Source organism: Paenibacillus sp. HGF5 (assembly GCF_000204455.1).
Classification (GTDB): domain Bacteria; phylum Bacillota; class Bacilli; order Paenibacillales; family Paenibacillaceae; genus Paenibacillus_AQ; species Paenibacillus_AQ lautus_A.
The window spans coordinates 17,185-39,345 of record NZ_AEXS01000057.1 but is presented as its reverse complement, the minus strand read 5'-3'; the positions used below and the strand labels follow the sequence as shown (position 1 = coordinate 39,345).

The following is a 22,161-nucleotide window of genomic DNA, read 5'->3' as shown; positions in this document are numbered from 1 at the left end:
AGGCCGGATTCTTTGAATTGATCACCCATATGCATGCCCATCATCATATGACGTTCCTGATGGTCACCCATGATTTGGACATGGTCAAAGACTACCTGGGCGAATCGCCGGTATCGCAGAACGGGAAGATTCAATTTTTCGTCCGGCATTCCCATGAAATCGAAAACTGCGCGGAAGTGGACTTGCAGCATTCGCTCGTTTAATCATAGAAACAAACTTATGGATGCAGGAGAAGGAGACGTTGTCATTGCTTGATATTTTGCTTAGCGATTTTTTCCAGCGGGCTCTGATCGGAGGGGTTCTGATCGGGATTACGGCCCCGCTTATCGGGATATTCCTCGTGCTGCGCAGGCTGTCGATGATCGGCGATACGTTGTCGCACGTCACGATAGCGGGCGTGGCCCTCGGATTTTTGATCGAAGTCTACCCGCTTGCCGCAGGATTGGTATTTGCGGTGCTGGCCTCTTTTGCGATTGAGAAGCTGAGAAAGGCCTACAAAAGTTATGCCGAGCTGTCAATCGCCATTATCATGTCGGGCGGCGTTGCGCTGGCCTCGCTGTTTTTCACGCTGGGAATGGGCTATAATACGGATGTCATGAGTTATTTGTTCGGCAGCATCTATACGCTGGATTCTACGGATATTTATATGGTAGGCGGCGTAACCGTCGTTGTCATTGCGGTGGTGGTTATGTTCTTCAAGGAATTTTTCCTGCTCAGCTTCGAGGAGGATGCGGCCAGCGTCAGCGGCCTGCCCGTCAAGTGGATGAACATGATCATTACGGTGCTGACGGCGCTTGTCGTAAGCACCGCCATCAAGATTGTGGGCGCGCTTCTGGTCTCCGCATTGCTGACCATTCCGGTAGCGATCAGTTTATTGCTGGCGAGAAGCTTTCGAAGCTCCATCGCATTATCGGTAATCATCTCCGAAATTGCCGTTATCGGGGGACTGATGCTTGCCGGCGTATTTAATTTGGCACCCGGCGCCACCATCGTGCTGCTGCTGATCAGCCTGCTCATCATTACGCTTGTCGGCAAAAAGGGCTTTACGACATAAGGGGGTTCTAAAATCAAATGGCTGATATTAATATCGGCATCGCGTTTGCGGCCGGTTTCGCTTCATTTATATCTCCATGCTGCCTGCCGCTGTACCCGTCCTATTTATCCATTATTACAGGCATGTCGGTCAATGACTTAAAGAACGAACAGAACCGCAAGGAGGTCCGTTTCCGGACCATGACGCACACACTCGCGTTCATCCTTGGGTTTTCTGCTGTTTATTACACTCTCGGTTGGGGGGCAGGCCTGTTCGGGGAGTTCTTCACGGAATACCAGGATCTGATTCGTCAGTTATCCGCGCTGCTGATCATTGTGATGGGACTTATGCTTATCGGCATTTTCCAGCCTAAATTTCTCATGAAAGACCGGAAATTCAATTTTAAATCCAAACCGACCGGATACATAGGAACATTTCTATTTGGTATCGGCTTCGCCGCAGGCTGGTCGCCTTGCGTAGGACCGATTTTGACGGCGATCATCGCGCTTGCAGCTTCCGATCCGGGAACATGGTTCCCGCTGATCACTTCATATTCGCTCGGGTTTGCGGTACCGTTTTTCATCCTGGCCTTTTTCATCGGCTCCACCCGCTGGATTCTTAAATATTCAAGCACGCTGATGAAGGTCGGCGGCGTCTTGATGATTCTGATGGGGGTTCTGCTCTTCACGGATCAAATGTACAAAATTACGATTTGGCTGCAAGGCATTACGCCGGAATGGCTTAAATTCTAATGATGTTGGGTAAGGCTGGTTCAATTCATAGGTCCATATTGACATAGGTCCATATTGACATGAGGATTGGACCAGGACTTGCCAACGGGTCTCAAAAACATGTATCATTACTAATGCAGGTAAAACAGTTTTATGGCACGGGTTATGTAATTATAGAAAAGAGGGAATAAGATGCCGACACCTAGCATGGAGGATTATTTGGAGCGCATCTACAAGTTGATCGACGAAAAAGGATATGCGCGCGTTTCGGATATTGCCGAAGGCTTGGAGGTTCACCCCTCATCCGTCACGAAAATGATTCAAAAGCTGGACAAAGACGAATATTTGATTTATGAAAAATATCGTGGTTTGGTTCTGACCAGCAAAGGCAAAAAAATGGGCAAGCGGCTCATGGAACGTCATCATTTGCTTGAGGAATTCCTTGAGATGATCGGTGTACAGGATGAAAACATTTACAGGGACGTTGAAGGAATCGAGCATCACTTGAGCTGGGATTCCATTACGAGAATTGAGACGCTTGTGGAATATTTCAAGCGTGATGAGAATCGACTTCAGGATTTGCGTGACGTTCATAACGAATTAGTCAACGAATCGTAATGTGGCATCTGTCCGCTTGTGACAGATGCTTTTTTAACTGAACCGTCATATTTACATGGTTATAGTAATAGGTTAGATTACCTGCAAATTTCATATTTTCGGAGGATTAATAGAAATGAAGCTTCGTAGATGGTTGTTGGTGCTGATCATGCTGCTATTGTGTCTCCCGTCGGTGGTCCCAACCGCGCAAGCGAAGGCGGCTCGTATCAGCATTCAGTTGGACGGTGTAAACCTGAACAGTGACGTATCTCCTTACATATTGCCGAAGGTTAACGTGACCATGGTTCCTACGCGGATCATCAGTGAAGGACTTGGCGCTTCGGTCGCTTGGAATCAGAAGTCGAAGACGGTAACAATCGGAAAGGACGGTTCGAGCCTGCAATTGACATCCGGCAAAAAAACCGCCCTCGTGAATGGATCATCGGTAGCGCTGGATGCTTCCGTTGAAATCAAGAACGGCCGGGTCATGGTTCCGCTGCGTTTCATCAGCGAGAATCTGGGCGTTCAAGTTGAGTGGAATCAGGCGGCACAGCGCATCTCGCTGTCCACGGGCTCGGTCGTCGTTCCTCCGCCGGTATCAACCGGGGATGAAGTCAGAGGGGCCTGGATATCCACCGTGTTCAATCTGGACTGGCCGAAAACGAAGACCAGCGCGGAACAGCAGCAAGCCTCTTACATCGCCTTGCTGGATTCGCTCCAGGATGTTGGCATCAATACCGTGTACGTGCAGGTACGTCCGGCCGGTGATGCATTGTATCCTTCCACCATGGTACCGTGGTCGAAGGTGCTGACGGGCATTCAAGGTGCCGATCCGGGTTACGACCCGGTTGCTTTCATGGTAGAGGAAACGCACAGACGGAACATGGAATTTCACGCTTGGTTTAATCCATTCCGGGCGAACACCGATATTTTGACGGCATCGCTCCATCCGTCCCATGTTGCGCTAAGTCATCCGGATTGGATCGTGAATACAGGCAAGCAGCTGTACATTAACCCTGGGATTCCAGAAGCCAGGCAGCATATCATCGATACGATCATGGAGGTCGTTAACGGATACGATATTGACGGCATCCATCTGGACGACTACTTCTATCCGTCCAATACGGTCTTTAACGATGACGCCGCATACCGCGAGTTCAATCATGGAGCCTACGCTAATCTTGCGGATTGGCGCCGCGGAAATATCAATGCCTTTGTCCAATCGCTTGGAGAGAGCATTCATCGCGTGAAACCGGACGTCGAATACGGAATCAGCCCTTTCGGCGTATGGCGTAACCAGTCCGTGGATAAGACGGGATCGGATACGAAAGCCGGTGTAACGGCGTATGACAGCATGTATGCCGATGTGCGGACCTGGATCCAGAACGGCTGGATCGATTACGTCGCACCGCAGATCTACTGGAGCATGAGTAATCCGGCAGCCGACTATGATAAGCTGGTGGACTGGTGGGCCAGCGAAGTACAAGGAACCGGCGTAGATCTTCTGATCGGTCATGCCCCCTACAAACTGGGAACCAGCGAAATCGGCTGGCAGAGCGCATCGGAAATCATCAATCAATTGAAGTACAATCAAAACCATGCCGAAGTGAAAGGCAGCATTTTCTTTAGAGCAGAGAATATTTTAAGCAATCCGTTAGGCATTAAAGATCAATTGCAATCATATTATAGATAAATCTGCACGTCCTATAGGTATGAAACATCCCCCGCGCTCATACATAGTCATTAGACCATGTGAGGCGGGGGATTTTTATATGCACATCAATGCGGTTTTTGAAGGCGGGGGGGTCAAGGGCATCTCGCTTGCCGGGGCTGTCAAGGCGGCGGAGAATGCCGGCATGGTATTCAGCCGCGTTGCCGGAACCTCCTCGGGCTCCATCGTGGCATCCGTGCTGGCAGCAGGTTACCGAGCTGACGAAATCAAACGCATTATCGAGGAAACGCCCTTTCATTCGTTTCTCCAGCGGGCACCCATATTTAATACGAAGTTTATCGGTCCTGCCTTGCGGGTGTTGATTAAGAAGGGGCTCTATTCCGGAGAAGCCCTGGAGAATTGGATAAGGGAAATCCTGCTGGCGAAAGGGATATTTACCTTCTCGGACATCCCGGCAGGCAAGCTTTATATCGTGGCATCGGATATCACCAATGGCAGGCTGCTGGTGCTTCCGGATGATCTCCGCCAATACGGGATCAACCCTGCTACCTTTCCCGTAGCCAAGGCTGTGCGCATGAGCTGCAGCATCCCCTATTTTTTTGACCCCGTCATTCTTCGTTTGTTGGGCCGGGCCGCTAAAGGCAAATCGTTCGGCGAACAATTTGTTTATATCGTGGATGGGGGACTGCTCAGCAACTTCCCCTTATGGCTTTTTGATCGCGAATCGAAGGGTGGGCCTAAGCCCCTGCCGGTGCTTGGCTTTCAAATGGTCGGGAAGAACAGCAACCTGCCTCATCTGATCGAAGGCCCGATCGGCATGTTAACCGCCATGTTCGAGACGATGCTGTCCGCACACGATGAACGTTATATCGAGCAGCAAAACCGAAATCGCACGATCAAAATTCCGACGCTCGGCATCGGCACCACCCATTTTAATCTGACCAAAGAGGAAAGTGAGAATTTGTACAATTCCGGTCTGACGGCCGGCACGATGTTTTTCACCCGCTGGGATGCCGAACATTAAAAAAACCGTCCACCCGGCATATGCATGCGCGGGCGGGCGGTTTTTCCGGTTAATGGTATTTAGGAACATCATCGGATGGGTCGGATTTTCCTTTGTGTCCATCGATCACTTGAAACGGATACTGTTTACGTTTAGCAGTGGGGTTGCTTTTGCGTACGGTGCTGTTCTTAGCCGCCGCCAGTTTCGCCGCCGTCCGCTTGGAAGGCTTCACCTTGGGCCGTTTGTTAAAACGGCGTGGCGGGAACTTGTAAAGCACATACACGACAGCAACAATAATTAGAGGAATCAATATTCTCATTCTTGATCCAGGGTCTAACAGGAATACCAGTAGCCCTATGGCGGCCAACGTAATCGCCGTCCAAAAAATGATCGCATGCCTTCTCATGGATTATCACCCTTTCGCGGGATCCAGCACACTTCCTGTCACAGATTGGTGAACTGTAACATTCTCGTATTGAGCATCTAACTCACGCATTCTGTTAAAGGATGCGATGGATACTTCAACTTGATCATCAGTAGGTTCCTTCGTCGTCAAAAGCTGCAGCCACAGACCGGGATATCCGAGGAAACGGAGTACCGGCAGGTCCCGCATGGCATTGGTCAATTTCAGGAATTCAAAGGAAACGCCAAGCACGACCGGAAGAAGCGCAATTCTTTGAATGACCCGCTGCGTCATGGTATCCCATGGCACCACCGAGTAGACAACGACGCCGAGTACAATGGTCAGCATCATGAAGCTGCTGCCGCAGCGATAATGCAGCCGCGTATATTTCTGAACGTTCTTCACCGTCAACTCTTCGCCGGCTTCAAATGCGCTGATGACTTTGTGTTCGGCGCCGTGGTACTGAAAGAGCCTTTTTATGACGGGTGTTTGCGAGATCGCCCATAAATACACGAGAAGCAGTATTAATTTAATAACGCCTTCAATCAGGTTATGCACGATATAGTGATCAAATGTATCGCCAAAAAAGAAATCCTCTACGAAAACAGGAACGAGTGTAAACAGCAGCTTGCCGAAAACAAAGGAAAGCACGCTGACGGCGGCCACACCGATAATCATGCTTAAACTCCAGCCGGAGTCTTCTTTCTCTTTCTGCTTCTCGCGTTCTTCGGGCTCCAGCGTATCGTCAGCATAAGCATCGGCAGAGTAATTCAAATGTTTGGAGCCTTTGATAGTAGAATCTATGAGACTGACGATGCCGCGAAGAAGCGGGATCTTCCGCAGCTTCCGAACCCATGCCTTGTCTTCGCGAGGCACCTCGAGAAACTTGATTTCATTATTTTTACGCCGCACGGCCGTCACATTCACATGCTTGCCGCCGAACATAACGCCTTCGATTACAGCTTGGCCTCCATAGCTGATCGGGGTTGACTTATCGGACAACCAGTTCACCCTCCCTGACATGTTATTCGTTCTATGAACTATTGTATCGAATTTTGAAAGTAATTTCTAGTTGGATTAGGGCAGGGGAAGCGGTGCATACTACTTTCAGAGATGAAATGGAGAAACAGCGGGGCTTTTCGATAACCGAAGAAGAGGAGAATCAATCCATGCATGAACATCAATTTCGTAAGCAGAACCAGATAACCAATCCGTTTACGTTTGCCCTGGAGCTAGGCTATTATGCGGGCCTGATCTGGGGGGGCGTGCTTTGGATCTTTTACTGGTTGAGATTCACGAAGGTTGTACCCGGTTTTTTGCTGGAGCCATTTTTCAAACATGAATTCCTCAAGACCACAGCCGGGCAAATCGCCGGGTGGCTGTCCTTCATCGCTTTTTCCGTCATCGCTTCCCTCATTTATGTAGCCCTGTTCAGGAAGTTGAAGGGCCCATGGCCCGGGATAGCTTACGGAATCGTGTGGTGGGCGGTGCTGTTTGTTGCGCTCAATCCCTGGCTTCGGCTGACGGACCCGGTGAAGAAGCTGTCCTGGGATACAAACATTTCGGAGGTTTGTATTTTTATATTATGGGGCCTCTTTATCGGTTATACGATTGCGCAGGAATTCACCGACGAGAAACTGCGTGAACCGAAGAAGCTGACGGGTTAGCCAAGAAAAACTTCTCAACCCGATGCCGCCTATGGTAAAATAGCTTTTGGTTATTTGACGAAAAGGTGGGAAGCCCTATGAAATCCATATGGGTGATAAACGGACCGAACTTAAACCTGCTCGGCTTCCGGGAACCGGGCATTTATGGTTCGCTCAGCCTGCAGGCGATCGAAGATAATTTGCGTAAACAGGCGGATCTCGCCGGTATCGGTATTACCTTCTTTCAGTCTAATCATGAGGGTGCTATCATTGACCGTATTCATGAAGCGATCGGACAGGCTGACGGCATACTCCTTAATCCGGGAGCACTGACTCACTACAGCTACGCTGTGCGTGATGCCATCAGTTCTGCCCGCATTCCGACAGTCGAGGTTCATCTCTCGAATATTCACGCCAGAGAGGAATTTCGTCATACCTCCGTCATAGCGCCTGTGGCTGTCGGACAAATCGCGGGTTTTGGCGCGGCGAGTTACACATTGGGCTTGTCGGCTCTACTGCAAGTCCTGGTCGAGCAAGAAGGGTAGCTCCTATTTCGGGATAAGGGTGAGAGGAGAGTGGTTAGAATGAGTAACAAACGAGTGGTTAAATTGCGCGAACAGCTTCAAGGCAAAGGTTTGACGGCTATGCTGGTTGCAAGCCCGATCAACCGCAGATATTTAACGGGCTTTACCGGTTCAGCCGGATATGTGCTGATCACACGCGATGAGGCCTATCTGTTGACGGATTTCCGCTATATGACGCAAGCACCGCAGCAAGCCGCCGGTTTTAAAGTGGTCGAGCACGGGCCGAAGGTGATGGAGACGGTCAAGGATCTGTTGTCTTCCGAAGGCATCACATCGCTCGGATTCGAACAGGACCATGTTACATACGGCGTGTTTTCCGCATATTCGGAACAGCTCGCGCCCATCAGCCTGATGCCGGTTTCGGGCCTTGTAGAAGACTTGCGTATATTCAAGGATGCCGAAGAGTTGAGCATTATGCAGCGGGCAGCGGATTTGGCTGATCAGACGTTCAGCCATGTCCTGACGATTCTGGCTGCCGGCAAAACGGAACGGGAAATCGATCTCGAGATGGAAATGTTCATGCGCAAGCATGGCGCAACCGCGTCTTCCTTCGACACGATCGTTGCTTCCGGCGAGCGTTCGGCGCTTCCTCACGGCGTAGCCAGCGAGCGGGTCATTCAAGGGAACGAATTCGTTACGTTTGATTTCGGCGCTCTGCTGGACGGGTACTGCTCCGATCTCACGAGAACCGTGGCGCTCGGCCGTCCTGATCCGAAGCTGAAGGAGATCTATGATATCGTGCTCGAAGCGCAGCTTCACGCACTGGATCATATTAAACCAGGCATGACGGGACGCGAGGCAGACGCTTTGGCTCGCGATATTATTTCGCGTTACGGATACGGGGAATATTTCGGCCACAGCACGGGGCACGGATTGGGCATGGAGGTTCATGAATCGCCGCGGCTTTCCAAGCTGAGCGATGACGTGCTGCAGCCCGGCATGGTCGTAACGGTGGAGCCGGGCATTTACCTGCCTGGACTTGGCGGTGTCCGCATCGAAGATGATATCGTCATCACGGAAACGGGCATTCGCATACTGACAAGCTCGTCCAAAGATTACACCATATTGTAATAATGGTTCAAAAATCGCCTTTTTGAGCTTGTGCTTTAAGAAAAATGTGTACTATATTAAATAGACCGCATCCTTAGGAGGGAATCTTAGTGATTTCAGTTAACGATTTTAAAACAGGTTTGACCGTAGAAGTTGATGGCGATATTTTCACCGTATTGGATTTTCAGCATGTTAAGCCGGGTAAAGGCGCAGCTTTCGTACGTTCCAAATTGAAAAACCTTCGCAACGGCAACACCGTTGAGAAGACGTTCCGTGCAGGCGAAACGATTGGCCGCGCCATCATCGACAACCGTGGCGTTCAGTATCTCTATGCCAGCGGTCAAGAGCATGTTTTCATGGACAACGAAACTTACGACCAGTTCAGCTTGACCAGCGAGCAGCTGGAATGGGAGCTTAACTTTCTGAGAGAGAACATGAACGTTAACATCATCAGCTACCAAGGCGAGATCCTCGGGATCAACCTGCCTAACAGCGTCGAGCTGAAGGTCGTTGAAACCGAGCCTGGCATCAAAGGCAACACGGCTACCGGCGCTACGAAGAACGCCAAAGTGGAAACCGGCCTGAATGTACAAGTACCGCTGTTCATTAACGAAGACGATGTGCTTCTGATCGATACACGCGAAGGTAAATACATTTCCCGTGCGTAACATGCTATAAGCGGGACCCTTCAACGATGGACGGGGTGCCAATATCTTCTAAACCAACGCGACTCCTGTACGAATGTACGGGAGTTTTTTGCGATAAGCGGGCCCGGAAGCCTAAGTCTGTTTTCTTTTTGCCTTGAAAAGCCTTGACGGGGTGACTCACTTTCGTATTATACTGTTTTAAAGTGAGAAACCACCTGAGTACTGTTACATACCGATATTAGTGGGGAGTGAAAGAAGCATTGTCACTGTACGTCATGAAATTCGGAGGCAGCTCTGTAGGGGATACAGAACGCATGAAGCGCGTTGCCAGAAGAATTGTAGAGAAACAAGATGAAGGTCATCAATGTGTAGTCGTGGTGTCTGCCATGGGGGATACGACGGACGATTTGATTGACCAGGCAAAGCTGTTAAACGAGAATCCACCGGCGCGGGAAATGGATATGCTGATGACCACGGGGGAGCAGATATCCATCTCGCTGCTATCCATGGCGATTCACGGTCTTGGACGCATGGCAATGTCCTTGACCGGCTGGCAGGCGGGATTCCGCACGGAAGCCGTCCATGGTAAAGCCCGCATTACAGATATAAAGCCTGAGCGCGTGCACAAAGCGCTTGGCGAAGGAAATGTCGTCATTGTCGCGGGATTCCAGGGCATGTCCGAAGACGGAGAAATTACAACGCTTGGACGCGGGGGCTCAGATACCACCGCGGTAGCTCTTGCGGCTGCCATTCAAGCGGATGTATGTGAAATATATACGGATGTGGACGGGATATACTCCACGGATCCGCGGGTAGTCAAATGCGCGCGGAAACTGAAGGAGATATCCTATGACGAGATGCTCGAGCTTGCCAATCTTGGCGCGGCTGTTCTTCACCCGCGTGCGGTCGAGTATGCGAAGCATAATCAAGTCAAGCTTGTCGTCAGATCCAGCTTTAATCATAACGAGGGTACGGTTGTTAAGGAGGAAACAAGCATGGAACAAGGTGTGGTTGTCAGCGGAATAGCATTCGACAAGAATGTAGCGAGAATCAGTATTCTGGGCGTAGCCGATACGCCGGGCGTTCTGGCCCAAGTGTTCGGAGAGCTTGCAAAAGAATCGATTGACGTTGATATCATCGTGCAGAGCGGCGTGCAGAACGGCGAAGCGGACTTTTCCTTTACGGTGTCCCTGGCGGATCTGGAGCGTGCGTTGTCCGTGATCGAACACATTCGCGGCAAGCTGCCGTATCGCGACGTTACCTCGGAAGACCATCTTGTGAAAGTATCGATTGTCGGCGCGGGCATGGTCAGCCATCCCGGCGTGGCGGCACAAATGTTTGACGTGATCTCCCGGCAGGGAGTCAGCATCAAAATGGTCAGCACGTCCGAGATCAAAGTATCCTGCGTCATCGAGGGAAGCAATCTCGAAGGGGTCGTGCAGGCGCTTCATACCGCGTACGGACTGGATACGGATCAGCAGGCTTCCGTAGGCGGACCGCAGGTACGCCGATAACAGGATTCAACCGTCATCATCGATATTAATAGAGTTCATCCCGGTCATTTATGGCCGGGATTTTTTGTGCTGTTCGAAAGATTCGAAGTTCCCTTCTATGAAATTGAAAAAATAGAGATAAAACGAGAGGGCCCCGCATATTTTTAATCATCACACATGTGAAGAAGGAAGAAGGAGGATTATCGCATGCTGGACAAGTTTGTCGTTAGTATGGCAACGCTTCGGATTTTCTCAGGCAGCCTTGAGATCGTCGCGGCCATCATCATGCTGCGCCTGAACCAAGTCGATAAAGCGCTTGCCGTGAATTCGGCATTGGCGTTTACGGGTCCGCTCATTTTGATTTTGACCACAACCATCGGCCTGGTGGGAATGGCAGATAAATTGTCATGGGGGAAGATCGGCTGGATATTGTGCGGCGTCTCCTGTCTCTTATACGGGGTTTTAAAAAAATGATAGATTCGCTGCATATTTTTTAGGTACAAGCATACACATGGGATATGAAGTGCTCTTATTAGAAGATGATCACAAAGGACAACCTGGGGGAAATTGATATGACATTGAATTGGTTAGACCTGTTTCCCGAAACCGTCAAACGCATGCTGCTGAACCTATCGAAAGAGCTTCTCGAACATGTGGAGGAGGTACGAATCCGGGAAGAGCGTCCGCTGGAGATCAATTCGGCGGGCAAGCATCATTTCCTGGACAGGCGAGGCGGACTCACCTTGCGGCCTGAAGAAGCGTATAAGCCGACGCGTGAAGATACCCATAGGCTGCTGGACCTTATCAGCAATCATTCCCTCTACACCATGGAAGAAGAGCTGCGAAAGGGGTTTATCACCATACCAGGGGGCCATCGGGTCGGGCTTACGGGCCGGACGGTGCTGAGCGGCGGCAGGGTGGAGCACATCCGGGATATCAGCGGATTTAATGTCCGGATTGCCAAGGAAATACAGGGAGCGGCGGACGACATCCTTCCTCATCTGCTTGACCGGAAACGGAAAAGGGTGATGCACTCGCTGATCTTATCTCCGCCCCAGCAAGGCAAAACGACGCTGCTCAGAGACCTGGCTAGACAGATCAGCTACGGCAAGTGGGGAAACTCTTCCGTGCATTGGCCGGGAATGAAGGTGGGTATCATCGACGAGCGTTCCGAGATCGCGGGTTGTTTGCGCGGCGTACCCGGATTCGATGTCGGCCCTCGCACGGACGTAATGGATGGTTGTCCGAAAGCCGAAGGGATGATGATGATGATCCGTTCGATGTCTCCGGACGTGCTCATTGTGGACGAGATCGGCCGGCCGGAGGATGCGGAAGCGGTGATTGAGGCTTTGCATGCCGGCATCAGCGTGATTGCAACGGCGCATGGCTCATCCGTTCAGGACATGCGGGGCCGGCCCGCCCTCTCGGGACTTCTGGAGAACCGGATGTTTGAAATGTATGCGGTTCTTAGCCGAACGGGCGACCACCGATCATACAAGCTGTATGACGGAGGCCAGCGAACGCTTCAGACGGCTATCAGCGGCCAGCCGGGAGGTGATGCCTATGCTTAAACTGGTCGGGGCCGTGCTCGTGCTGGGTGCAGGAACCTTAGCCGGATTCTACCAAGCCCAGCAATTCGCAGCAAGACCCAGACAGCTGCGAGAACTTATTCTCGCGCTTCAACGGCTGGAGACGGAAATCAGCTACGGCTTTACGCCGCTGCCCGACGCACTGGAGCGAATCGGCGTTTCCCTTCGTGAACCGCTCAAATCCCTGTTGGCCTCCGCAGCGCTTTACATGAGACCCGATTACGGGTTATCCGCACAAGACAGCATCCGCAAGGCGCTTGGCGAACATTGGAGGCGAACATCGATGAAAAGTGCCGAACGTGAGGTATTGGAACAGCTAAGCGGCGTACTTGGCACCAGTGACAGACAGGACCAGATCAAACATATCGCTCTGGCCGTGGGACAGCTCAAGCATGAAGAAGCAGCGGCAAGGGATGACCAGGTCAAATATGAAAAAATGAGCAAAAGTCTGGGACTGCTCATCGGAGCATTGATCGTCATATTGATCTTTTAGCGAGGTGCCAAGGGAAATGAACATTGAAGTGAACGCGATCTTCCAGATTGCCGGTATTGGCATCATCATTGCCATGATTCATACCGTCCTGAAACAGATGGGGAAAGAGGATATGGCGCATTGGGTGACCCTCATCGGATTCGTGGTTGTATTGTTTATGGTCGTAAGGCTGCTAGACGATTTGCTGAAGGAAATCAAAAGTATTTTTCTATTCCAGTAGGTGGACATTTATGGAAATTATCCAGGTGGTAGGACTCGGCATCATCGCTACCGTGCTGATCTTGATTGTCAAGGAACAGAAACCGCTCTTTGCCTTTCTTCTCGCCGTGGCGACATCGCTCCTCATCTTCCTGTTCCTGATCGGAAAGATCGGTAATGTCATATCCATGCTGGAAGATCTGGCGGAGAATTCCGGCGTTCAGATCATCTATCTGAAGACGGTTCTGAAAATCATCGGAATCGCCTATATCGCGGAAATGGGGGCACAGATCGTTCGAGATGCCGGACAGGAATCGATCGCATCCAAAATAGAATTGGCGGGAAAAGTGCTCATATTGGTGCTCGCTGTACCGATTATCGGGATCATCATCGAGACGGTCCTGAAGCTCCTCCCGGCTTGAAAAAAGGTGGGGGGACATGGTGACAGGAGCAACACTTCGAAGAGGCTTGGCCGTGTTTAGCCTACTGATCCCGATGCTGTTGCTGTCCGGATGGTTCTGCGGGACGATCGATGCGACTGCAGCCGCCAATCCGGCCGATGAGTGGGTCGAGCAGCAGACGCAGCAGCTGCCAACGGATCAGGTCGAGAAATACTGGGACCGGCTCATGAAGGATTACGGCGGGTTCTTCCCGGATGGCAGGACGCCCTCCCTGATGGATATGCTGCTGCCGGGCGGCGACGGGCTGAGCTTCAAAGGGGTTATGTCCGGTATCGGAAAATATCTGTGGCACGAGGTGCTCTATAACGGCAAGCTGCTGGCGACCATCGTCATGCTGAGCATTATGAGCTTGATTCTAGAGAACCTGCAGACAGCGTTCGAAAAAAGCACCGTGAGCCGGGTAGCCTATACGATCTGTTACATGGTTGTACTGGTCATCGCGGTCAACAGCTTCAGCATCGCGATCGGATATGCGCGGGACGCCATCACCCAAATGATCGATTTCATGATGGCCATGCTTCCTTTGCTCTTTGCGCTGATGGCCTCGATGGGCAATGTCGTCACCGTCTCGGTGGCCCATCCGCTGGTCATATTCATGGTACATACGGTAGGCACGCTGATCAGCACGATTGTGTTCCCGCTTTTATTCTTCTCGGCTCTGCTGCATCTGGTTAGCTCCTTATCCGAAAAGTACAAGCTGACCCAGCTTGGGAATCTGCTGCGAGGGATCTCGATGGGCGTCCTGGGTGTGCTGCTTACCGTGTTCCTGGGAGTTATCTCCGTTCAAGGGCTGACCAGCTCGGTTACGGACGGCGTAACCATCCGGGCAGCCAAATACGTAACCGGCAATTTCGTTCCGGTAGTCGGCAAGATGTTCGCAGATGCGACGGATACCGTAATCTCGGCTTCGCTGCTAGTTAAGAATTCCATCGGGCTGGCGGGGGTCATCATCATTTTGTTCCTTTGCGCATTTCCTGCGATCAAGATCTTGACGCTTGCCTTGATATATAACGTCGCGGCGGCCGTCATGCAGCCGCTCGGCGATACCCCGATCGGCACCTGCCTCCAGACGATCGGTAAGACGATGCTGTACGTTTTCGCGGCCTTGGCCGCGGTGAGCTTGATGTTCTTTCTCGCCATAACGATACTGCTCACGGCTGCCAACATCACCGTCATGATGAGGTGAGGCAGATGATACGCGGCGCCAAAGCTTAGGAGGTATGACGAATGGACTGGCTTGGAGATTGGCTGAAAAGCGTCATCATGGTGGTTCTCTTTGCGGCCTTCGTTGATTTGATCCTGCCCGGGAAGGCGCTTGAACGCTACGCCAGGCTAGTCCTGAGCTTGTTGATTCTGCTTACGCTGCTCAGTCCCATCATTACATTAATTACGGATCCGCCGGAGAACCAGCTGGCGATGGAACTGGAGCGGCAGGAGAAGGGGCTGCCGGAGGAAATTCAGCTGGAGCATATCATGGCCCAGGCTGAAAAGCTCAAGGATACGCAGCAGAGTCAAAGCCTGCAATGGGCTGGCAATGAATTAGCCAAGGTGATGAAAGAAGAGATCGCGGCTGAAACGGGGGAAGCCGTTCAAGAGGTCAAGGTGGTGCTGGCCGCGGTTGCCGGGCAGGGCAAGGAATATGCCGGCGCTGCGATACGCTCCGTTGACGTAAGGCTGGCTGGAGATGAGCCGGCGGATGCAGAGCTTGGGGAAGACGATAGACGTCCCATCGGCGTACCGCCTGTGGATTCCGTTCAGGTGAACGTGGAGTCCATGGCACAGGAGCAGGATGGGAAAGCGGCAGCAAAAGAAAACGCAGAGGCAGTCAGCAAAGCCGAGGTAGCCAGAGCAGAACCGGTTCGGGACTACATCAGCCGCCGGTGGGATTTGGAGCCGGAGCTGATCACGATATATACGCCGGGGCAGGATCAGGATAACAAGCTGTAGCGGAGGTGAGGATGATGGGAAATTGGTTGAAGCGGTTGGAGCAGTGGCTTGGCGGAGGAGCCGGTGGAGCAAGGAAGATGCAGACCTTCAGGTGGCTGATCATACTTGGCCTGATCGGCGTCGCGATCATGCTGTTCAACTCCTTCGTCAATGTCAAGAAGCTGGATCATGAGAATATCGGCCGCGAACCGCCGCCGGATACCGCCGCGGTCTCAACGACCCAGGGGGCTGCGAGCAGCAGCGGCGGCGGTGAATTCGAAAGCATCGAGCAGGATTTCGAAATGCGCACCAAGACGATGCTGGAACAGATCGTCGGCGTCGGGTCCGTGGATGTCATGGTGACCGTGGAGTCTACGGAAGAACTGGTGGTGCAGCGAAATATGAAGGATACGCAGGAACTCACGGAAGAAACCGATGCCAACGGAGGGAAACGCCATGTTACGAGTTACCAGCGCGATGGCCAGATCGTCACTTATGATTCTTCGGGCGAAGAGACGCCGATCGTCACCAAGAAGATCAAACCTCAGGTCCGCGGCGTGCTCGTCGTAGCCAAGGGGGCCGAGAATGAAGTCGTAAAGAGCTTGATCGTGGATGCGATCCAGCGGGGTCTGAACGTTCCATCTTATCGTATATCCGTCGTCCCTCGCAAACAGGAATAACGTAAAGTCCTGCGGATGATCCGATCATTCGTGCCACAGGTTTTCAATTAAAGGAGGAAAAGTTCAAATGAATAACAAAAGACAAACCATATGGTTAGTATCCATGCTTAGTTTAATGGTCATCCTGTCCGCTTACTACTTGTTCACGGACGATTCGGGAACGAAAGCGCCGCCGGTTGCCGAGAGCACGCAGGTGGACGGTCAGAAGCCCGGCGCAGGACAGGAAGCCAATGGAACCGCAGGCGACGAGCTGGTTGTGAACGAAGTTCTCGAAGAAGGCACGGACGGAGATTCCGGAGCCAACGAGCAAGGGACAGGAACGACGGATACGGGCGTAACCGGCACGGAGGATCCTGCAGAGGCAACGCAAGGTGAGCAGGATGACCAAGGGAAAGCGGCCGGAGAAGCGGATAAGCCGCAAGAACCGGAAGTGAAGGAATCCACGGACGGAGCCGATAAATCCAAAGACGCCAGCAGCACCGGCAAGGAGGAAGCAGAGACTTCCAAGGACACCACCAGCACGAGCGGCGAAAAATCGGATAAAGAAGTGCTGGAGGAAGTGGCAGCCAACGCAACCTCTGCAGTCGCACAGCTGGATTCCTATAAACTGGACCGCGCACAAAAAAATAATAAATTATACGATGAATTAATGACAAAAATCGACAACCATGAAAATAAACCGGAAGAAACAGCACAAGCTACCCAGCAGCTGAAAGCGGCGGAAGCGAAAGAGGAAGTCATTCTCAGCATCGAGGAAACGCTGCAGCAGCAATTCGGCAACGCCGTAGTAAAGGAAGAGAGCGAGAAATATAATGTGGTCGTTCTGAGCGAGAAACTCGATGCCAAAGGCGCGGCGGACATCGTCAGTCTTGTGATGAAGGAATTGAAGGTTTCGCCGGATAAAGTAACCGTCCAATATGTTGCGCCATAAGCTTGTCCGCAGATTTCAACATAAACCACGGATATACGATAAACCCGAAAGAGTCTAAGGATTGCCTTGGGCTCTTTCTATTTCGCTCGATTGTGATATAATACTCTAAGCTATTGACTGACTGTCCTAAGCAAGGGCTTCCAAGAAAGTGAAGGAGTGAACGTCGATCATGTTTAAATTAAACGAAATTAAGGAACTTATTAAGCTGGTGGATCAAACTTCCGTGCATGAACTGGAGATTGAGAGCGAAGGTACACGCTTATCCATTAAGAAACCCAATGCAGCCGAGGTCGTTAACAACTATCAGGCCGCGCCGCAAGCGTACATACCGGCTCAGCAAGTGATGGCACCGCAGATCGTACAGCCGAATACGGGGAATCAAGCACCTGCAGCGGCACCTCAGCAGGATTCAGCGGAGGATAGCAACAGCTCATTACATAAAATCGTATCACCGATGGTAGGAACCTTCTACCGTTCCCCATCGCCTGAGGCTGGGCCGTTTGTAAGCCCGGGGGACAAGGTGACGGAGAAATCGACGGTCTGCATCATCGAGGCCATGAAGCTGATGAATGAACTGGAAGCAGAGATCAAGGGCGAAATCGTTGAGGTTCTCGCGCAGAACGGTCAGCTTGTAGAATTCGGGCAGCCTCTGTTCCTGGTGAAGCCGGAGTAATATGGAGGGACTCGCCAAGAACGAGAGTCGTATGAGTCCGAAGGAGGTTACTGCATGACAATTCAAAAAGTGCTTATCGCGAACCGCGGAGAGATAGCAGTCCGTATCATCCGGGCTTGCCGGGAGCTTGGCATCGCAACCGTTGCCGTATACTCGGAGCCGGACCGGGAATCTCTGCACGTTCGCTTGGCGGACGAGGCCTATTGCATCGGCCCTACATTATCGAAAGACAGCTATTTGAATTTCACGAATATCATGAGCGTGGCTACGCTGACCGAGTGTGACGCGATTCACCCCGGTTACGGCTTTTTGGCCGAGAACGCGGATTTCGCGGAGATCTGTGAATCCTGCAACATTACCTTTATCGGCCCTTCCGCCGACGCGATCAACCGTATGGGCGACAAGGCGGTGGCGAAGCAAACGATGAAGGATGCGGGGGTTCCGGTTATTCCCGGGTCCGACGGATTGGTCGAGGATCTGGACGAGGCCGTCATGCTCGCACGCGACATCGGTTATCCGGTCATTATCAAAGCGACCGCAGGCGGCGGAGGTAAGGGGATTCGAATCGCCGAGGATGAGGAATCGCTGATCAAACAGATTACGAACGCCCAGCAGGAAGCCCAAAAGGCTTTTGGCAATGCTGGCGTGTATCTTGAAAAATATCTCACCGGCATGAAGCACGTGGAGATTCAGATTATCGCCGATAAACACGGCAACGCCGTGCATCTCGGGGAGCGTGACTGTTCCGTGCAGCGCCGGAGACAGAAGCTGGTTGAAGAAGCTCCTTGTCCGGTGCTAAGTGAAGAGGTACGCAGCCGAATGGGTGAAGCCGCCGTTCGCGCGGCAAAAGCGGTAAACTACTCCGGTGCCGGCACGCTTGAATTTTTGCTGGGCCAGGACGGACAGTTCTACTTCATGGAGATGAACACGCGGATTCAGGTGGAGCATCCGGTAACGGAGATGGTAACCGGCGTGGATCTGATTCAGGAAATGATCTCCGTTGCTGAAGGCAACACGCTTTCCTTCAGTCAAGAGGATGTTGTCATTAACGGCTGGTCTATCGAGTGCCGGATCAATGCCGAGAATCCGGACAAGGGCTTCATGCCTGCACCGGGAACCATTCAATTCTATTTGCCTCCGGGGGGGCCCGGCGTGCGGGTGGACAGCGCGGCATATCCCGGTTACACGATTTCGCCTTATTACGATTCGATGATTGCCAAGCTCATTGTATGGGCGCCGACCCGCGATGAAGCGATCGCGAAGATGAAACGCGCTTTGGCTGAATTCGAGATTGAAGGGATCTATTCGACCATCCCGTTCCATCAGAAACTGCTGAAGCATCCTACCTTCTTGAAGGGCGACTTCGATATTAAGTTTTTGGAAGAAAATGAGATTTAAAACCTTTGGCCAAGTTTGTCATAAACTTGGCCAAATGGTATAGTATGAGTAATAAGAGCGCATGCGTTTTGCAGTTCGGGTGCATCCGCTAACTTATTCTGAAAGGTGTGTTGAGACAATGGCGGAAACTTTGCCTACAGAATTTGAACGTACAGATATCGGTGAGATTCAGATTGCACCGGAAGTAATTGAAGTCATCGCCGGACTCGCTACGGTCGAGGTACGCGGTGTTGCGGGGATGAGCGGAGGCTTTGCAGGCGGCATTGCGGAGCTGCTCGGACGCAAGAATTTATCCAAGGGCGTTAAAGTTGAAGTCGGACAACGGGAAGCTGCCGTTGACGTATCCGTCATCGTGGAATATGGCCATCGACTGCCGGAAGTTGCCGGGGAAATCCAGCGCAATGTGAAACGTTCGATTGAGAATATGACAGGGCTTACGGTGATTGAAGTCAATGTACATATTCATGACGTCCATTTCATGAAATCCGTGGAGAAGACGGAAGAATTGGATTTGGCTCAACGCGTCAAATAGAATAGTTTCAGGCTAGCCCTGGGCAGCGATGTCGAGGGTTTTAATCTAATTTAAGGAGGCTGTGCTGAATCGTGGCCAAAATCATGGACAGACTTTTGCTGTTTATCTACAGCTTAAGTATCGGTGTTATATCCGTAGTTGCCATCCTCCTGTTGAGTGGCGCTGTTCCTTACGAATTAACGAATGTTCAGGAACAACGCCTTTTCTGGGCTGGAATTATCGTAGCTGCGGTTTTGTTTTTGCTGAGCATCCGTTTCTTCTACATCTCCGTCAGGCGCGATCGCTCGAACCTAAACTCCATCGATCAGCGAACGGAATTCGGCGATATTCAAATCTCCGTGGAGACGATCGAGAATCTCTGCTTGAAGGCGGCTTCGCGCGTCCGCGGAGTGAAGGATCTGAAATCGCGGATCAAGGTATCCCAGTCGGGTCTTGATATTGCGATTCGCGCCGTGGTTGATGGCGAGGAATCCATTCCTACGCTGACTACCGAAGTGCAGAAGCAGGTGCACGACTTCGTTGAAGATACAACAGGAATACCCGTATCATCCGTATCCGTATATATTGCTAACGTGGTTCAGGCACCAAGCTTCAAGAGCCGCGTGGAATAGAGGTGAGCTTCCCAAATGCCTTGGAAAGAAATATGGGAGAGTCACAGAGGAAGAATTGCCGGGGTGGCCGGCGGGCTTGTGTGCGGACTGATTTATTTATTATCCGGTTTTTGGGATATGCTGTTCTTTGCATTAGTGGTATTTATCGGCTATATATTTGGCAAGCGCAAGGATCTGAACCAGGGCTCCATCTTCCACTTTCAGGAATGGGGACGCTGGCTTTCCGAGCGCTGGCGGCCGTTTAAATGAACCCTGTGATATGCTTTCTCCGGAAAAAATGCTGAGGACAGGTGTAGTGCGCCTTTTTTGCGGAGAGAGATATTCACAGGTTTTTTTTTGGCGTTTAATTGTTGTCAAGTCTTGACGGCAAATGGATCATACTAATTAGAAAAATGGATTCGGCAGGGTCCACAGGAGGAACATAATGAAAAGACGTGTAGCTAGAGAGATTGTCGTTCAGAGCCTTTACCAGATGGAGATGAACGAAGTCGACAGCATGGAAGCCGTGTCGATGCTGCTCTCCGAAGCGGCAGAAGAGAATGAGACCGAGCGGGTCATCGGCGACGAGGTTCAAATGAAGGAATATGTGCTGCAGCTGGTCAACGGAACATGGGAATCCAAGGATTCGATTGATGAACTCCTCGCTCATTATTTGAAAGGCTGGCAGGTAAGCCGTCTTTCCCGCGTGGATCGTCAAATCCTGCGACTGGCCGTGTACGAGCTGACTTATCGCGATGACGTGCCCGGGAAAGTGGCGGTTAACGAAGCGATCGAACTGTCCAAGCATTTCGGAACCGAGGAATCGGGCAAGTTCGTCAACGGCGTATTGGGCCGGATGATTCAAGAGCTAGATCAAGTCAAGGTGAAGCTCCGTCAGTCCTAAATCTACACGCATGTTCATGGCCAGCTTGAAACGTAATGATTCAATCATAATGGAGGAGAGATCAGGATGACAGAAGCAACGATTATTAGCGGAAAACAGATATCGGAAGAAATTCGCAAGGGGATTGCGTTAGAAGTAGAACAATTGTCCAAGCAGAATGTACGTCCTGGTTTGGCTGTTGTACTTGTAGGAGATGATCCGGCTTCGCATGTTTACGTTCGCAACAAGGAGAAAGCATGCCACGATCTGGGCTTTTATTCCGAGGTGCATCGTCTGCCCGCGGATTCCAGCCAGAACGAAGTGCTCGCACTGGTGGACAAGCTCAATGCCCAGGAATCCATCCATGGGATCCTGGTCCAGCTACCTTTGCCTAAACACATCGAAGAAAAGGCCGTCATCGATGCGATTGCGGTGGAGAAGGACGTGGACGGTTTCCACCCGGTTAATGTGGGTAACCTCGTAATAGGCGATGACAGTCTCCTGCCATGCACGCCGGCCGGCGTAATTGAAATGATTAAGCGGACAGGCATTGAGATTGCAGGCAAACATGCGGTCGTGATCGGGAGATCCAATATCGTCGGCAAACCGGTATCTCTTCTTCTTCAGCGCGAGAACGCGACCGTTACGATGTGCCACTCCAAAACGGGGAATATGGCGGAAATCGCGCGTCAAGCGGACATCCTGGTCGTGGCGATCGGCCGAGCGAACATGATTGATGCCAGCTACGTGAAACCCGGCGCCGTCGTTATCGATGTCGGCATGAACCGCCTGGAGAACGGAAAGCTTGCCGGGGACGTTGACTTTGAGAGCGTGAAGGCAGTGTCCGGCCCGATTACTCCGGTACCCGGAGGGGTGGGACCGATGACCATCACGATGCTCATGCAGAATACGCTCCTAGCCGCCAAAAGGCTGAATGGGCTGGCCTGA

The 22,161-nt window shown here is 51.6% G+C and carries 28 protein-coding genes and 1 pseudogene; 27 read left to right on the top strand and 2 right to left on the bottom strand.

The annotated features are described in order from the left end of the window. The 6 genes and pseudogenes from HMPREF9412_RS09640 to HMPREF9412_RS09615 all read left to right on the top strand — a co-directional run. A pseudogene (locus tag HMPREF9412_RS09640) lies at nucleotides 1–203 on the top strand (metal ABC transporter ATP-binding protein); the annotation flags it as partial. 20 nt (nucleotides 204–223) lie between these two features. Then, nucleotides 224–1,054, top strand: coding sequence for a metal ABC transporter permease (locus tag HMPREF9412_RS09635; protein WP_009591239.1), 831 nt, complete (start codon nucleotides 224–226; stop codon nucleotides 1,052–1,054). Nucleotides 1,055–1,071: 17 nt separating this feature from the next. After that, complete coding sequence (locus tag HMPREF9412_RS09630; RefSeq protein ID WP_009591263.1) at nucleotides 1,072–1,785, top strand: cytochrome c biogenesis CcdA family protein; 714 nt, start codon at nucleotides 1,072–1,074, stop codon at nucleotides 1,783–1,785. A gap of 171 nt (nucleotides 1,786–1,956) precedes the next feature. Further along, a complete protein-coding gene (gene mntR / locus HMPREF9412_RS09625) occupies nucleotides 1,957–2,382 on the top strand; it encodes a transcriptional regulator MntR (RefSeq protein WP_009591262.1) in 426 nt (141 codons plus the stop codon). A 115-nt stretch (nucleotides 2,383–2,497) separates the two neighbouring features. Then, nucleotides 2,498–4,054: a family 10 glycosylhydrolase gene (locus HMPREF9412_RS09620; protein WP_009591241.1), complete on the top strand. Its 1,557-nt coding sequence runs from the start codon at nucleotides 2,498–2,500 to the stop codon at nucleotides 4,052–4,054. 79 nt (nucleotides 4,055–4,133) lie between these two features. Further along, the gene (locus tag HMPREF9412_RS09615) at nucleotides 4,134–5,057 is read left to right on the top strand and encodes a patatin-like phospholipase family protein (RefSeq protein WP_009591269.1); all 924 of its coding nucleotides are present in this window, start codon (nucleotides 4,134–4,136) and stop codon (nucleotides 5,055–5,057) included. A 49-nt stretch (nucleotides 5,058–5,106) separates the two neighbouring features. Here HMPREF9412_RS09615 and HMPREF9412_RS09610 read toward each other — a convergent pair whose 3' ends face one another. Beyond that, nucleotides 5,107–5,442: a hypothetical protein gene (locus tag HMPREF9412_RS09610; protein WP_009591231.1), complete on the bottom strand. Its 336-nt coding sequence runs from the start codon at nucleotides 5,440–5,442 to the stop codon at nucleotides 5,107–5,109. A gap of 6 nt (nucleotides 5,443–5,448) precedes the next feature. Further along, nucleotides 5,449–6,441 carry a DUF1385 domain-containing protein gene (locus HMPREF9412_RS09605; protein WP_009591233.1) on the bottom strand — a complete coding sequence of 331 codons (993 nt, stop codon included), beginning with the start codon at nucleotides 6,439–6,441 and terminating at the stop codon, nucleotides 5,449–5,451. Between the two features lie 167 nt (nucleotides 6,442–6,608). On the opposite strand from HMPREF9412_RS09605, the gene HMPREF9412_RS09600 reads away from it, so the two are divergent. From HMPREF9412_RS09600 to folD, 21 genes are all read left to right on the top strand, one after another. Further along, a complete protein-coding gene (locus HMPREF9412_RS09600) occupies nucleotides 6,609–7,106 on the top strand; it encodes a YqhR family membrane protein (protein WP_009591249.1) in 498 nt (165 codons plus the stop codon). Between the two features lie 77 nt (nucleotides 7,107–7,183). Next, nucleotides 7,184–7,630, top strand: a complete 447-nt coding sequence (gene aroQ / locus HMPREF9412_RS09595) for a type II 3-dehydroquinate dehydratase (RefSeq protein ID WP_009591244.1) — start codon at nucleotides 7,184–7,186, stop codon at nucleotides 7,628–7,630. 39 nt (nucleotides 7,631–7,669) lie between these two features. Further along, nucleotides 7,670–8,740 (top strand): M24 family metallopeptidase, encoded by a 1,071-nt coding sequence (locus tag HMPREF9412_RS09590; RefSeq protein ID WP_009591271.1) that lies wholly within the window; start codon nucleotides 7,670–7,672, stop codon nucleotides 8,738–8,740. 89 nt (nucleotides 8,741–8,829) lie between these two features. Further along, nucleotides 8,830–9,387, top strand: a complete 558-nt coding sequence (gene efp, locus HMPREF9412_RS09585) for an elongation factor P (RefSeq protein ID WP_009591242.1) — start codon at nucleotides 8,830–8,832, stop codon at nucleotides 9,385–9,387. 239 nt (nucleotides 9,388–9,626) lie between these two features. Next, nucleotides 9,627–10,880, top strand: coding sequence for an aspartate kinase (locus HMPREF9412_RS09580; protein WP_009591250.1), 1,254 nt, complete (start codon nucleotides 9,627–9,629; stop codon nucleotides 10,878–10,880). A gap of 186 nt (nucleotides 10,881–11,066) precedes the next feature. Next, on the top strand, nucleotides 11,067–11,333 hold the full coding sequence (locus HMPREF9412_RS09575; RefSeq protein WP_009591246.1) for a YqhV family protein: 267 nt from the start codon (nucleotides 11,067–11,069) through the stop codon (nucleotides 11,331–11,333). A 98-nt stretch (nucleotides 11,334–11,431) separates the two neighbouring features. Beyond that, nucleotides 11,432–12,430: a stage III sporulation protein AA gene (gene spoIIIAA, locus HMPREF9412_RS09570; RefSeq protein ID WP_009591247.1), complete on the top strand. Its 999-nt coding sequence runs from the start codon at nucleotides 11,432–11,434 to the stop codon at nucleotides 12,428–12,430. Beyond that, the gene (gene spoIIIAB / locus HMPREF9412_RS09565) at nucleotides 12,423–12,941 is read left to right on the top strand and encodes a stage III sporulation protein SpoIIIAB (protein ID WP_009591254.1); all 519 of its coding nucleotides are present in this window, start codon (nucleotides 12,423–12,425) and stop codon (nucleotides 12,939–12,941) included. Before spoIIIAA ends, spoIIIAB begins: the two co-directional genes overlap by 8 nt. Before the next feature lie 16 nt (nucleotides 12,942–12,957). Continuing rightward, nucleotides 12,958–13,161, top strand: coding sequence for a stage III sporulation protein AC (gene spoIIIAC, locus HMPREF9412_RS09560; RefSeq protein ID WP_007129715.1), 204 nt, complete (start codon nucleotides 12,958–12,960; stop codon nucleotides 13,159–13,161). 10 nt (nucleotides 13,162–13,171) lie between these two features. Next, the gene (gene spoIIIAD, locus HMPREF9412_RS09555; protein ID WP_009591272.1) at nucleotides 13,172–13,561 is read left to right on the top strand and encodes a stage III sporulation protein AD; all 390 of its coding nucleotides are present in this window, start codon (nucleotides 13,172–13,174) and stop codon (nucleotides 13,559–13,561) included. 16 nt (nucleotides 13,562–13,577) lie between these two features. Beyond that, complete coding sequence (spoIIIAE, locus tag HMPREF9412_RS09550; RefSeq protein WP_009591237.1) at nucleotides 13,578–14,786, top strand: stage III sporulation protein AE; 1,209 nt, start codon at nucleotides 13,578–13,580, stop codon at nucleotides 14,784–14,786. A 41-nt stretch (nucleotides 14,787–14,827) separates the two neighbouring features. Continuing rightward, complete coding sequence (gene spoIIIAF / locus HMPREF9412_RS09545; protein ID WP_009591274.1) at nucleotides 14,828–15,547, top strand: stage III sporulation protein AF; 720 nt, start codon at nucleotides 14,828–14,830, stop codon at nucleotides 15,545–15,547. A gap of 14 nt (nucleotides 15,548–15,561) precedes the next feature. Then, entirely contained in the window at nucleotides 15,562–16,206 is a 645-nt protein-coding gene (gene spoIIIAG, locus HMPREF9412_RS09540) for a stage III sporulation protein AG (RefSeq protein WP_090910975.1), read from the top strand. 67 nt (nucleotides 16,207–16,273) lie between these two features. Next, a complete protein-coding gene (locus HMPREF9412_RS09535; RefSeq protein ID WP_009591268.1) occupies nucleotides 16,274–17,137 on the top strand; it encodes a SpoIIIAH-like family protein in 864 nt (287 codons plus the stop codon). A gap of 169 nt (nucleotides 17,138–17,306) precedes the next feature. Further along, a complete protein-coding gene (accB, locus tag HMPREF9412_RS09530; RefSeq protein ID WP_009591273.1) occupies nucleotides 17,307–17,810 on the top strand; it encodes an acetyl-CoA carboxylase biotin carboxyl carrier protein in 504 nt (167 codons plus the stop codon). 54 nt (nucleotides 17,811–17,864) lie between these two features. After that, entirely contained in the window at nucleotides 17,865–19,208 is a 1,344-nt protein-coding gene (accC, locus tag HMPREF9412_RS09525) for an acetyl-CoA carboxylase biotin carboxylase subunit (protein WP_009591252.1), read from the top strand. A 118-nt stretch (nucleotides 19,209–19,326) separates the two neighbouring features. Further along, nucleotides 19,327–19,740 carry an Asp23/Gls24 family envelope stress response protein gene (locus tag HMPREF9412_RS09520; RefSeq protein ID WP_009591235.1) on the top strand — a complete coding sequence of 138 codons (414 nt, stop codon included), beginning with the start codon at nucleotides 19,327–19,329 and terminating at the stop codon, nucleotides 19,738–19,740. Between the two features lie 71 nt (nucleotides 19,741–19,811). Next, nucleotides 19,812–20,351: an alkaline shock response membrane anchor protein AmaP gene (gene amaP, locus HMPREF9412_RS09515; RefSeq protein ID WP_009591270.1), complete on the top strand. Its 540-nt coding sequence runs from the start codon at nucleotides 19,812–19,814 to the stop codon at nucleotides 20,349–20,351. Between the two features lie 15 nt (nucleotides 20,352–20,366). Continuing rightward, nucleotides 20,367–20,600 (top strand): DUF2273 domain-containing protein, encoded by a 234-nt coding sequence (locus tag HMPREF9412_RS09510; RefSeq protein WP_009591264.1) that lies wholly within the window; start codon nucleotides 20,367–20,369, stop codon nucleotides 20,598–20,600. 175 nt (nucleotides 20,601–20,775) lie between these two features. After that, nucleotides 20,776–21,234, top strand: coding sequence for a transcription antitermination factor NusB (gene nusB, locus HMPREF9412_RS09505; RefSeq protein WP_009591251.1), 459 nt, complete (start codon nucleotides 20,776–20,778; stop codon nucleotides 21,232–21,234). Between the two features lie 66 nt (nucleotides 21,235–21,300). Then, nucleotides 21,301–22,161 carry a bifunctional methylenetetrahydrofolate dehydrogenase/methenyltetrahydrofolate cyclohydrolase FolD gene (gene folD, locus HMPREF9412_RS09500; RefSeq protein ID WP_009591257.1) on the top strand — a complete coding sequence of 287 codons (861 nt, stop codon included), beginning with the start codon at nucleotides 21,301–21,303 and terminating at the stop codon, nucleotides 22,159–22,161.